Origin of the sequence: Xenorhabdus hominickii (genome assembly GCF_002632725.1) — a bacterium.
In the GTDB taxonomy this organism is placed as follows: domain Bacteria; phylum Pseudomonadota; class Gammaproteobacteria; order Enterobacterales; family Enterobacteriaceae; genus Xenorhabdus; species Xenorhabdus hominickii.
In genome coordinates, this window is the sequence record NZ_NJAI01000004.1 from 125138 (window position 1) to 138338 (window position 13201).

The 13201-nt window shown below is 39.0% G+C and carries 14 protein-coding genes; 12 read left to right on the forward strand and 2 right to left on the reverse strand.

The window, feature by feature from the left end; genetic code table 11:
* The first annotated feature begins 20 nt into the window (after nucleotides 1–20).
* Together fliQ and fliR are read left to right on the forward strand one after the other, a co-directional pair.
* Nucleotides 21–290, forward strand: a complete 270-nt coding sequence (gene fliQ / locus Xhom_RS13115) for a flagellar biosynthesis protein FliQ (RefSeq protein WP_069315283.1) — start codon at nucleotides 21–23, stop codon at nucleotides 288–290.
* A 2-nt stretch (nucleotides 291–292) separates the two neighbouring features.
* Nucleotides 293–1084 (forward strand): flagellar biosynthetic protein FliR, encoded by a 792-nt coding sequence (fliR, locus tag Xhom_RS13120; protein ID WP_069315282.1) that lies wholly within the window; start codon nucleotides 293–295, stop codon nucleotides 1082–1084.
* 103 nt (nucleotides 1085–1187) lie between these two features.
* Here fliR and budC read toward each other — a convergent pair whose 3' ends face one another.
* Nucleotides 1188–1943 carry a meso-2,3-butanediol dehydrogenase gene (budC, locus tag Xhom_RS13125; RefSeq protein ID WP_069318383.1) on the reverse strand — a complete coding sequence of 252 codons (756 nt, stop codon included), beginning with the start codon at nucleotides 1941–1943 and terminating at the stop codon, nucleotides 1188–1190.
* A gap of 264 nt (nucleotides 1944–2207) precedes the next feature.
* Here budC and Xhom_RS13130 point away from each other — a divergent pair, with 264 nt between their 5' ends.
* The 10 genes from Xhom_RS13130 (at nucleotide 2208) to Xhom_RS13170 (ending at nucleotide 11141) form a co-directional block, all read left to right on the forward strand.
* Nucleotides 2208–2993: a hypothetical protein gene (locus Xhom_RS13130; RefSeq protein WP_099139764.1), complete on the forward strand. Its 786-nt coding sequence runs from the start codon at nucleotides 2208–2210 to the stop codon at nucleotides 2991–2993.
* Between the two features lie 63 nt (nucleotides 2994–3056).
* Complete coding sequence (locus Xhom_RS13135; RefSeq protein WP_069315280.1) at nucleotides 3057–3413, forward strand: hypothetical protein; 357 nt, start codon at nucleotides 3057–3059, stop codon at nucleotides 3411–3413.
* 113 nt (nucleotides 3414–3526) lie between these two features.
* Complete coding sequence (locus Xhom_RS13140; protein WP_069315279.1) at nucleotides 3527–3793, forward strand: hypothetical protein; 267 nt, start codon at nucleotides 3527–3529, stop codon at nucleotides 3791–3793.
* Nucleotides 3794–4145: 352 nt separating this feature from the next.
* The gene (locus tag Xhom_RS13145) at nucleotides 4146–5072 is read left to right on the forward strand and encodes a hypothetical protein (RefSeq protein ID WP_069315278.1); all 927 of its coding nucleotides are present in this window, start codon (nucleotides 4146–4148) and stop codon (nucleotides 5070–5072) included.
* 283 nt (nucleotides 5073–5355) lie between these two features.
* Nucleotides 5356–5490, forward strand: coding sequence for a hypothetical protein (locus Xhom_RS39895; RefSeq protein WP_274540180.1), 135 nt, complete (start codon nucleotides 5356–5358; stop codon nucleotides 5488–5490).
* Between the two features lie 445 nt (nucleotides 5491–5935).
* Complete coding sequence (locus tag Xhom_RS13150) at nucleotides 5936–6493, forward strand: fimbrial protein (protein WP_069315277.1); 558 nt, start codon at nucleotides 5936–5938, stop codon at nucleotides 6491–6493.
* A gap of 93 nt (nucleotides 6494–6586) precedes the next feature.
* On the forward strand, nucleotides 6587–7294 hold the full coding sequence (locus Xhom_RS13155; RefSeq protein ID WP_069315276.1) for a fimbrial biogenesis chaperone: 708 nt from the start codon (nucleotides 6587–6589) through the stop codon (nucleotides 7292–7294).
* 82 nt (nucleotides 7295–7376) lie between these two features.
* Nucleotides 7377–9860 (forward strand): fimbria/pilus outer membrane usher protein, encoded by a 2484-nt coding sequence (locus Xhom_RS13160; RefSeq protein ID WP_069318382.1) that lies wholly within the window; start codon nucleotides 7377–7379, stop codon nucleotides 9858–9860.
* 12 nt (nucleotides 9861–9872) lie between these two features.
* Nucleotides 9873–10814 (forward strand): fimbrial protein, encoded by a 942-nt coding sequence (locus Xhom_RS13165; RefSeq protein WP_069315275.1) that lies wholly within the window; start codon nucleotides 9873–9875, stop codon nucleotides 10812–10814.
* A 117-nt stretch (nucleotides 10815–10931) separates the two neighbouring features.
* A complete protein-coding gene (locus tag Xhom_RS13170) occupies nucleotides 10932–11141 on the forward strand; it encodes a hypothetical protein (protein ID WP_069315274.1) in 210 nt (69 codons plus the stop codon).
* A gap of 296 nt (nucleotides 11142–11437) precedes the next feature.
* Here the strand turns inward: Xhom_RS13170 and Xhom_RS36590 are convergent, their stop codons facing one another.
* Complete coding sequence (locus Xhom_RS36590; RefSeq protein WP_232326229.1) at nucleotides 11438–13009, reverse strand: hypothetical protein; 1572 nt, start codon at nucleotides 13007–13009, stop codon at nucleotides 11438–11440.
* Nucleotides 13010–13201 lie beyond the last annotated feature (192 nt).

Genomic DNA, 13201 nt, shown 5'->3' on the forward strand with positions numbered 1-13201 from the left:
AAATCAGGTTTGAGAAAATTATGACTCCAGAATCGGTAATGGCCCTTGGTGTTGAGGCGATGAAAGTGGCATTGGCATTAGCCGCACCACTCCTTTTAGCAGCCCTGATTTGTGGCTTGATCATCAGCTTATTGCAGGCGGCAACTCAAATAAACGAGATGACTTTATCGTTTATTCCGAAAATTCTGGCCGTTTTCGTGACTATCGTCATTGCTGGGCCGTGGATGTTAAATTTGCTGCTGGACTACATGCGTACGTTGTTTAGCAGCATTCCCACAATTATCGGTTAACCATGATCCCATTTGATAGCGAAACACTTTCCCGCCTCGTCAGTGATTTTTTCTGGCCATTGGTGCGTTTGTTAGCATTATTTAGTACAGCACCGATTTTCGGTGAAAAGCAGATGCCGATAAAAATCAAAATTGGTTTAGCGTTAGTGATCACTGCCTTATTGGTTCAGAGTATTCCTTCTCCCCAAATTCCGATTTTTTCCGTTGTTGGAATTTGGGTCTTGATACAACAAATATTGATCGGTATGGCTCTGGGATTAACCATGCAGATCGCCTTTGCTGTCGTTCGTCATGCAGGTGAAATACTTGGCTTGCAGATGGGACTTTCATTCGCCACCTTCTTTGATCCTACTGGTGGCCCGAATATGCCCATTTTAGCCCGTATCCTGAATATGCTGATGATTTTGCTATTCTTGGCATTTGATGGGCACTTATGGTTGTTGTCCATTCTGGCTGATACATTTTATTCCATTCCCATTCAATCAGCTCAGTTGAATCCAAAAGGTTTTTTATTGTTGGCCCAGAGTGCCAGCCTGATTTTTGTCAATGGCATGATGCTGGCAATGCCAATGATTACCCTACTTCTGGTCTTGAATTTTGCCTTAGGGATGCTGAATCGCATGACACCGCAACTTTCCGTATTTGTAGTCGGCTTTCCACTCACCCTGACCGTGGGAATTTTCACACTTTCCTTGTTGATCCCGGTTCTGGTGCCATTTACTGAGCGGTTATTTGGGGAAATGTTCGACCGTTTGGCGGTGATTATTAATGAAATGGTGCTGTATACCCAATAGACCCCGAGTTGCAGCACGATGGTAAGTGAACCGAAATGACCTCCCGCCTTTATTAGTATTAGGTAAGAGGTCATTTCAGCCCTATCTCTTAATTTCTACTCACTTAATTAAAATTGGGTTGACCATTTGATGCAGTGACACCGCCATCTATCGGCAAATTCACGCCATTAATAAAACTGGCATCTTCACTAGCCAGAAATGCAATAGCTGCTGCCACCTCGGAAGGTTTACCCGCTCTTTTTAAAGGAATTCGGCTATCGAAATGTTGCAGGATTTCATCACCAAAACGCTCAGTCATTGGCGTCAACACTAAACTTGGGCAAACAGCATTGACGCGAATACCTTGTGAACCATAATCCAGAGCCATCGCTCGGGTTAAATTAACTACAGCACCCTTTGCTGCACAATAATAAGCACCGCCCCAATCAGCCCCTAGCCCTGATACAGAGGCATTATTGACAATAGACCCTTTACTTTTCAGCAAATACGGTAAAGCAAAATAGCTACAATTGACCACACCATTAAGATTCGTAGCCAATACTTCATCGCCCTTTTCCTGTGAAACACTCAATAAATCGCCAGTAACATACAGACCAGCATTGTTCACCAAAATATCTATCCGGCCAAAATGTCTGATAGTTTCATCAACCATATTCTTGACTGATTCCCGAATCGCAACATCTGTCTGGATCACTAATGCTTTGTTTGATGACAATTCACTGAATACACGGTTGAGCTTATCAGTATCCCGGCCAGCCAATACAACAATCGCTCCTTCTTGTGAAAAACGCTTTGCAGTGGCTTCCCCGATACCGCTTCCTGCGCCAGTTATAATGACGACTTTATTTTCAAATCTCATCATGATGTTATCCTCACTAATATAAAACATTAGAATAGCTAATCTAGCTTATGAATATGTTATATAACTACTGCAATATAACTAATGATCTCTCAATATAAATTGATACATTGAACACAATTAAAAATATTACTTGTTTAATGTAAAAAAATAGCGTATTAATTTCTATAAGTTACTATCAACATTCATTAACAATACTCTTTATTATTCTTTCACATTTTTATCATTTAATAAAAATAGTAAGCTAGCTGAGAGGACATGAATATGTCAATTGAAGAAATTTTACAAAATACACTTCAAATAGCACGATCAACATTCAAAGGAAAATTTCATAACATTAGTTACTATGATCATGATATATTACCATTATCAAAAGAAGAAAGAGATCTCTATACCGAAGAAGGAATGAAAGCTAGGGATTACTGGTTCAATAAATTGCATGAGGAAGCATTTGAAAATAAAATAACCTGCAAGAAAATATATAATTACCTGAATAAAAACAGAAATCATCTTTTAGTTGGAAACTGCATGATGTTATCTATTTTCGCCTTATACCATTTAAAGAAGAAATATAAAAATTCACTCCAAATTTTATTCTACAATCCAATATCAGACTATACAAGATTCACATCACTATTAACTTTACGAATTATTTGTATTCAAAAACCCTATAATCATGCTTTTGTTATGGTTTGCCCTCCCAATAATACTGAAAAAGCTCATTCTATTGGAATGACATCTGCACCTAACTTATTTCCAGTAAATGCATGGATATGTGATCCATGGTCGCAGATAGCCTGCCCTGCTATAAATTATAATGAAAATTGGAAAATTAAAATGGCTGAATGGAATTTCAAAGGAAAAACAGTTTTGCTAGAAAAAGATGATCTTAATAAGCATTCTCATTTCAATTTCTCTCCATTAGGTAAATTTAATTACACGACTATACAGATAGGAAGGCAAATGACGACAGATATTATTACAATATATCCCAACGGAGATACTACAGTTCAAGGAATACCTTCCTCCGGTAGATGCACACTACTATAAAAATTAATAAATTATAAAAAGTAATAATGATGCCAATAAAATGATGTCATTGGAGGTGTTAACATGTCAATTGAAGAAATTTTATGTGATACAGCTCAAAGCGGACAAGCGATATTCAAAGGAAAATCACATAACATTGGATACATTGATGTTAATATTTTACCCGAGGTAAAAAAATCATTTTACACAGATGAAGGATTAAAGCGTCGATACAATACTAACAAAGAATTATACAACAAACACTTAAGCATAAGATCTCCCAACCAACAAATATATAAAGATTTAATATCAAATAAAAATCTATATTTAGTCGGAAACTGTCTGTTATTGGCTATTTTTTATTTACAACATTTAAAAAAATACATAAGCAAGCACTTTGTCAATTATTCTATTTCCCAGAAGTGGATTATTCAGCACTAACATCACTATTAACTCTACAATTAATTGTTACAATCAGACCCTATAACCATGCTTTTTTACTTGTTTGTCCTCCAAGCTATACAGAGCCAAAGCACAAAATCGACACAATATATATGCCAAATCAATTTCCAGATGGCTCTTGGGTTTGTGACCCTTGGGCTAATATTGTCTGCCCCGCCAGAGATTATAACGAAAAATGGAAAATTAAAATGGCAGAATGGAATTTTAAAGGAAAATATGTTGCTTTGGATCGTGCAGGTGTCCAAAAGGATAATGATTCAAATGAATCCCCTTTAGGAAAATATACTTATACGATGATACAAATGAGTCAGACAACGATTAGTGAATTGATTATTATATATCCCCAATGGAAAGAGTAAAACAAAAACCAGTCATGAATTTAAAGCATGTAATTTGCTTTAACAAGAAAAATTACCATGAATTAAATATTATCATTGTAACTCGAATTTAGACTAAGAAAATTTTAGTACATTTATCGGCGAGTAAATACGATTTAAATAAAAAACCACATGATAAAGTTTTGATTGATAAAAAAGATAATTTAAAATTTAATATCATCAAATATAATCAAAAATAGAAGTTGATTTTGATCGCCACATTGAATTCATAAGTACAAACAAAACTGATTAACCATGTGTATTTTATCTTACGTAAATAATTTTCTGCAAGGAGTGCAACAATCGCTAGTTAATATAATGTAAGGAGAAACTGATGACATACAAACCACTTCATTCTCCCGAAATACAATATCTGCCGTGGGAAATCAATGATGCCCCGCTATTTATCGTTCTTGGGCAATCCAACAGCTATGGTCACGGTACACAGTTGCCGCCAGATGAAAGGATCACTCAAGGTTTAAACAACGTATTTACCCTCACCCTACCAGAAGTCTATAGTATCAACTTTCCTACCATTAATTGGACAGGATTGACCAGCTTTGGCAATGCCAATATTGGCGCTCCCGTCGGTTTACTACGTGGTAATCAAGATCATCCTTACAATGCTGCTAATCGTTTCGCTAAACTCTGGCAAGACCATATCAATCAGGGTAATACACTGCATTTACCCGATCTTTACGTGATTTTAATGGGTTACGGCGGTCAAGGTATGTATTTGGATAATCCACCCGATAACCGTTGGGCACCAGAGCACGATCCAAAAGAAGTGGATTCTCTCTATCCTCGCGCAATTAGAACCTTGCGTATGGCTATTGAATCATTACGCAAGATGGGCAAAAACCCACTCATTCTGGCGGTACATTGGAACCAATGGGAAGCAGAAACTGAGAGTTTAGCTGCGGCCAAAGCATCAGAAATGAATTTTAACCGTATCATCACCGGTATTAGTGATGCCATCAGTTCCTGTCAGATCCCATGGCGATTATATTACCCACTTTCAGTAGCGTTTGACCCTATCAGTACCAGTTATGTGAATGAAGCAATTAAAGATGTCATTGCTGCCGATCCCAAATACCGTTCGCTGATTGATGCAAGAAATTCGCCAGATTACACTGGCGTCGCTTCTGATTACGGCGTCTTTTTGCCCGACGAAATGCATTACAATGGCGATACTCAAACTTGGTTCGCTCAACAGGAATGGGAATTAATTTTATCCGGCTATAAGGGCATCGAAATATAAATTGATGTGATTTATTCGTTTATTGAGTATCAGCCTCCCCCCTTTAGGTTCTTACGGCTATAAGACTCAAAAGGGGGATTGATACTTCAAAATAAAAATTGAAATAATTGATTGATTTTTAGAGTTATGAACGAACTCAAGCCGCTCTTGCTGCATCATCAAAAAAATATTGAATCATACTATTGTATTTAGATATTTTAGGCAGTGATATAAAAGCCTTCGTTATAACGCCTAGAATTGGCTATGAGTTTACATTTAAGCCATTATTTGCATGGCAAGGAATTTGATATTCGTCCCCCGTGCCCTCTATCTCGTCACCGACGCCACTTATATGGGATTAGGCTGGCATTTTTCACCCGTCAACGCCAATAACCCAAATCTTGGTACGGAACGATATTTTGAACAGTCTGCCTGTTGATTAAATAAGCACACATAAAATCTGTCTACTCAATTTGAGTTAAGAATATATCTAACATGAAAATTCTCCAGCAGATAAGCCTATAACGTCTGTTGTAAAGCAGACATTCGGTTGAAGCCATATTATGACCACAGTATCCACCTTACCAGCCAATTTTCCCCCAAAACTAACGTTAACCTATGCAATTCCGGCTCACATGTAAAAACGTTTCTCTCGATCGCTTCACTTTTTTTTAATAGATAAATTCTATCAATATATAGATTATTGATCGCCAGAACCAATCACATTTATTGATCTTTTTTGATTCGTTTGGTACATTTTCCTTCTGTGCCAGAAAACTGTGCCCAAATTTCTTTTGTTATTTTTTTGTTATAACGCCTTATTGTTTTGCGTTATGCATAATAAATAGATGTAAATGTATATTATACTTATCATGGATATATAAATGAAAAATACCTTTGTTTCATCTTTTATTGCCGCAATATTGATTTCAGTAAGTAATATTTCTTATGCGGCTCTTCCGGCAACGACTGGGACAGTTAAATTCAAGGGGGACATTGTGGAGTCAACCTGCTCTGTTAATTCTAGTTCTCTCAATATTGTGGATATGGGGACATATCTCAAAAGTGATATCCAAAAAAACAAAGGAGTTGTAGTTTCGGCGAGCAAAAAGGATTTTGATATCACATTAACTAAGTGCCCTGTTACTTCTGTACCTGTTATGATGGATATTGTATTTTCTGGGAATATAGATTCCCACCATGAAGAGCTATTAGCATTAGACTCATCTGGTGAAACATCCGCAACCGGAATTGGCATCGGTATTTATAACCGAACATCAGGTACCCTGATAAATTGGTCTTCCTCTCCTCACCTAACAGATATTAAAATCGATAAAACTGAAATAAAAATACCTTTACAAGTAGCTTATATATCTAATGGAGAACCCATTCAAGCCGGCAAGGCCGATTCCACACTTAACTTTACTATAAATTACAAATAAAATTAATTATTTATAGATATTTATTTCCTGGCTACAAATTCGTTTTTATGGCTGTAGCTGGGAACTATTAACATCATGAGTAGTCAGGTAATAATGAACGATAAAATAAAAAAAACATTTACATCGTATATACTAACAAAAAAAACAACGCTTATATTCTCATTGTTTTTTATATTTCCATCCTGGGCTGGTGTAACCGTTGGTGGAACACGCGTTATTTATAAAGGAAATAAAAAAGAAACTTCAATTTCAGTGAAAAACTCTGACGAAAGCCGACCTTATTTAATTCAGTCTTTTATCAGTACTGATTCAAAGGGAGAAAAAACCCCTTTCATTGTGACGCCACCGCTATTTCGTTTAGATGCTGGCAAAGAAAGTATTCTTCGTATTGTACGTATCGGCGGTAATTTACCTGAGGATAGAGAATCGGTTTTTTACCTTAATGTGAAATCTATCCCTTCCGTACAAGAGAACGAACAGAATACTTTATTGATTACGGTGAAAACCCGAATCAAATTGTTTTATCGACCTGAAGGCATTGAAGGCGATTCTGAAGAAGCTTATAAGACGCTGATATTTCGTCGTATTGGTAACCAACTTGAGGTCAGAAACCCCAGTAATTATTACGTAACCATCGGACAGCTCAAAGTGGCTGGGAAACCCCTTACAGGTACTGACATGATCGCTCCACAGGGCGTAGCGCATTTCGCCTTGCCATCTGAATCACCAAGCTTAGTTAGCTGGAATAGCATTAATAGTTATGGTGGCGTTAGCAAAGAGATAATTAAAAACCTGCCTTAAAAAGAAGATGAAAGATAAAAAAGATAAATATCGGGGGCTAAAAATCATATTTGCTAAATATAAAAAAAGTGGCAGCACAATCATGCCAACATATTTTATTTCGGCCTTTATTTTATGTTTTTCCATGTTGTTATCATCACCTGTCACGGCACAGGATTACTTTCGATTATCAGCTTTGGAATTAAATGATACTCAATCGGTTATTGATTTAAGCACATTTTCATCCCCTGGTGGTCAATTACCAGGTCAGTATCAGGTGATCATATTCCTTAACGGAAAAGAGCAGGAAACAAAACAGGTTAATTTTATTAAATTGGAAAACAACAAACTATCTCCACAATTAACGGTCGATAATTTAAAACAGTTTGGCGTAAGAATGTCGGCTTTTCCTGCGCTGATGACACTCTCACCTGAACAAATTATTGATGATATAAGTGAATATATTCCACAGGCATCGACTTCATTTGATTTCTATGGGCAACGTCTGGATATTAGTATTCCACAAGCAGCATTGGATAATCAAGCCAGAGATACTGTGGCATCACATCTATGGCAACAGGGACAATCAGCATTTTTAATGAGCTATAATTTTAGTGGGTCAGATAATTATAACAAAAACACAAAAAATCAAAGTTATTTTTTAAATCTACAAAGTGGAATAAATATCGGATCATGGCGAATAAAAAATCAATCAGTTTATGACTATGATTCTGGAAAAAATAAAGGTGGAAGTCGTTTTTCATCCATTAACAGCTACATCCAACGGGATATTCAGGGACTAAAAAGCCAAATAATTCTTGGCGAAACCGTTACTAACGGAGATATATTTGAAAGCGTGTCGTTCATCGGTGCTTCTATTACATCCGATAGCTTAATGTTGCCCAATAGCCAACGTGGCTTTGCGCCAATTATCCGTGGTATTGCTCAAACCAATGCACGCGTAACGGTTCGCCAAAATAATTATGTCATCTATGAAAGCTATGTTCCTCCGGGGCCTTTTGTTATCACGGATCTTTATTCAACATCCGGCTCCGGTGATTTGGATATCACGATCACCGAAAAGGATGGGCGACAGCGTAAATTTGTACAACCATTTTCATCAGTGCCAATGATGCAGCGAGAAGGGCAATTAAAATATCAGTTTACCCTGGGGCGTTACCGTCATTCCGATGCTAACTCTTATAAACCTTATTTTAGCGAAGCGGCATTTATCTATGGGCTCTCCAACCGGTTAAGTTTGCTATCTGGTATGCAGGTAGCAGAAAACTACCGAGCGTTTAACGCTGGTCTGGGGGTTGGTTTAGGTAATTTTGGTGCGATTTCTCTGGATATGACACTTGCAGACGCTTGGTTGCCAGAGAATGAACATAAACAAGGCCAATCGTATCGAATACAATATACGAAAAATATTGAGGCAACGGGGACATCCCTGACTTTGGCTGGGTATCGCTATTCCACACCAGAATACTATTCATTTGCAGAGACGAATGAATATTCAGTCAGAAAAGAAGCCAGCAGCGCACAAAATAAGCGTAGCCAATTGCAGCTGACCCTAAACCAAGGGATGGGCGATTTTGGCAATCTTTATACATCTGCCTATCAGCAAGATTACTGGGGAAATCAGGGCACCGACCAATCACTATCTGCTGGTTATAACATTAACCTTGCCGGGATCAGTTATGGATTGAATCTTTCCTACAATATCAATCATGAATCCATTAAGAGCAAGGATAAACAGGTATCGTTTAATGTCTCTATTCCACTGGATAAGTGGCTTCCTAATGGATGGGCAACTTATAGCATCAATAGAAACGGCCACGGTCAGGGAAGCCAACAGCTGGCAATTAGTGGCAGTGCATTGGAAGATAATGCCTTGTCATATAGTATCCATGGGGATCACAGCAATAATATGGAAGGGGCAAGCGGCGGTGCTTCGCTGGAATATAGCCATACTTCTGGCCGTGTGAATCTGGGCTACAGCTACAGCGATAATAGCCGATCGCTTAACTACGGGTTGTCTGGCGGTATTGTCGCCCATCAAGACGGCATTACGTTTTCCCAATCATTGGGTGAAACAGTGGCACTGGTTAAAGCGGCTGGTGCAGCAGAAACAAAAATTTTAAATCACAGTGGAATTAAAACGGATTCACGTGGCTATGCCGTAATCCCATCGATTGAACCTTATGCCTACAACCGTGTTGCGCTGGATACTGAAATGTTGGCTGATGGCGTTGATCTCGACGACTCAGTGCAACACATTGTACCGACTCGCGGTGCAGTGGTTGCTGCCGATTTTCGCGTCCGTCAGGGGCACCGTATATTAGTGACATTACGTTACAACGACAAACCCGTGCCCTTTGGTGCCAGCGCAACGTTAATAAACAGTGACAGTAGCGGAATTGTTGGTGATGACGGTGAGCTGTATTTGAATGCTGTACCCGAGCAGGCAGAAATAAAATTACAATGGGGAAAAAATAAGGATCAACAATGTTATGCAAAAACAGATTTATCAATGCTACCCGAAAAGTCAGGCGTATTAAGGCTGTCTGCTGATTGTCGTATTTAAAAGGAGTTTATAATGTTTAATTTTGAACGTAATAATTGCTTTCAAATTAAAGCCAATAACTTTTTATTGGTATTATTAATTGTCATTATCGCGGGAAGTTATTCAACGCGGGGTATAACCGCAGTATGTAAGGCTAATAGCATGCAGGAAATAGTCAAATTTGATGATATTTATGTTGACTACAAAAATTTGCCAGACATAAAACCCGCCTCCAATAACGAGATGAGGGTAAGTTGCAGTATATCCGGTCAGCACATATACGTAAAATCCATGACTGGGGTAAATGTAGGCTCCCTCAAAAATAACTTTTATGAAACCAGTCTTCCTGGTGTCAGATTTAAATGGGAACTCAAACCTAATGGTGTGGTGAGTCAGGTTATGAATGTGGGTAGTTCAAGAGGGATCGGCATCGGAAACAGAACATTGAGCAGTAAATTTTATATAGAGATCAATAGTGATGTTCAATCAGGAACAGTCAATGAAATAATGATAACGATGGCTGATACTAAAAATAAGAATGCGGTTTTCACTTATAAAATCCCTTCTTTTAACGTCACGGCAAGATCTTGTGAAATAACTACGCCGATTGTTAATGTTCCGATGGGAGCCGTATTAAAAAGTCACTTTAAAAACATAGGTGATACCGCCGGTGGACGTTCTTTCGAGATTAATGTGCAATGCAAAGGATCCCCGAACGCGAATATTACCTGGGAGCCGGGAAAGACTAATACAAATGGAGTGATAAATGCTGATTCAACCTCATCAGCAACAGGGATTGGCATTCAGATGTTAGATGACAAAGACAATCCTGTGAAGTTTGGTGAACAGCAAGCTCTTGGCGTAATAAATTCTTTGAAAACACTGTCATATAAGGCAAGGTATTATCAAACCAGCCATATGGTCACCGCCGGTAGCGTTAATGCCACAGCCACCTTCACTGTCGATTATAAGTAATCGAGAGGTAGCCATTCACCAATCTCATATTGAATTGGACTGTGCTAGAAATCCTCACGTACTGCGTGTATGTTCCGGTGCAACGCTTGAGCGTTGTAACCGGCATAATCATCCTATATGAATGAAGAAATTAAAGATGTCATTACTCCCAATCCCAAGTACCGTTCACTGATTGATGCAAGAAATTCGTCAGATTACACTGGTGGCGCTTCTGATTACGGCGTCTTTCTGCCTGATGAAATGCATTACAATGGCGATACCCAAACTTGGTTCGCCCAACAGGAATCGGGACTAATTTTATCCGGCTATAAGGGTGTTGCAGTATAATTTAACGTGAATTATTCGTTTATTGCGTATCCGAAAAACCCTTTTGAGTTTCTACGGCCATAGTATTCAAAAGGGGATTAATACTTCAGAATAAAAATAATGAAGAATTTTTTGATAAAAAATAAATCGTTATTGACTTAACTGTATACCACCTATCATGCAGCCCGAAAACAAACTGACTGCCTTCGGGCTGTAAAACCTGAGTGAAGTTAGTCCAACTAGAAACTATGAATATGGTTAATACCTATGGTCAGAAACTTACATCTCAGTTTCTTGTATCGGTTTTCTGTTAGATTTCAGGCGCTTTTTTCCTTAAGCTGTTTAGAACAATCCCGGAAGTTCTTAATAGCAATCAGATATTGATTAGTGCCAATGTAAAGATCACCATTTCTATTGAAATAAATACCCCCATACTCATGACAGTAGTTTACTCCTCTGCCAAGAGGAATCTGCCAGATCACCCGACCGTCGAAGGAGTCGATCGCGCTGATGTAATACATCCCGCCTTTTGACGCCGATATTTCGTCAGACCAGCTACAGGTATGCGCGAAGATGATACCGCTACCACGACAGAGCATGTTCATCGCGTAAAAATGAATATCTGGTATAGACCATTTCTTTTCATCAGGCTGATCAGAATTCTCAGGATTGATACGGATCATATCCATGCCGGGAGCATTCGGAACCAACTGGGAGAACGGCCATGTCGGATAGTGACCGAAATTATTTTCGACCACGAAAGTATCACCAACACCGATCAGTGAAGCTTCGTCCGCACTCCTCATTCTCAGAAAACAAGGGGTTTCGGAGATGATAGCTCCGTTTTCACGATTACAGACCACTACGTTCAGGCGAGGATTGGCATTATCGGTAATTGCCACCAGTTCAGTGCCGTTTTCCATTTTAGTGAGCGTCGGGGTAGTTCCCGAGCCGATATTTTTCTGACCCGGTTTCAGGTATCCCGCATTCTTATAAGATGTTCTCCAACGAGTGACAATTTCATTCTCCTCCAGGCTGAATGCCCAAAGATACCCTTCCGTACATAACCTATTATTATCGATACCATTCGTGACAATATAAGCCCCCTTTTCATCAACAGCGAATGTATTATTATTCCACTGTTTTTCCAGCTCAAGGGAATTGATCCGCGTCGTCTGCCCTGTTTTCGGATCGATTTCCACGACGGCCATTTGCGCCGAAGAGCTTAGTGTGCTCTCTGGGTAGTTCTGATAGTCATATTCACCTGCTATCAGACACCAGTAGAGATTCGGGCGCGCCTCATCCCAAACGGGAAGTGACGAGTAAAGAGAATTCCCTTGAGCCGAACTAGTGATTAACTCAACTATATCGTCACTCTGCCAGTTTGGTGTGAGTTCATAAATCTCATTATCTCTTGGCTGCACATCTGCTGTCGGATAGCTGGCAATTTTGTTGCCCTGCACAACGATTGTGTTGTCGTTGTTGTCCATGTAGAAGTAACCGCCACCAAAGGTACTGCCGGAATACCTGCCCACAGACGTTGCCGAAATGATGTTACAATTTTCGTCAAATACAACCAGCCAGAACATAGATGAAACGTAATCCAACGAGACGCCTATCATTTGGTTCTTGCTATTACAAACCATATTAGGCGTGTATCCGAAGGGGTTGTATTGCTCGATAAGCAGAAGGTTATCTTCAACGGGACCATTGAGTGACACGGACTCAGAACACCAACTATCCTGATGCGGACTCCCAAAATTATTTGACGCCATCCATGGATGTTGCGGGATCTGGGCATTGGCAAAAAGGTTCAGAGCACTTTTTGCTGCGGAAACATGGTGCAATTCTTCTTTTCTCATGGGAACTGTATGATCGAGTGAATTCATAATTGAACCTGTATTTGTATTGGATTGTGAATATCCAATCCCGATCTTCGGGATAGGAGTGTTGAACCTTGAGCCATACTTCACAGTAAATTAGGTCATGTATTAAATAGTTAGTTGTTGTGATATGCTTCCCGCCTTTTAAGGGTAAAGCATGGCCAAAGCTGACGTCTATTGCCGTTATTGTCACAAATC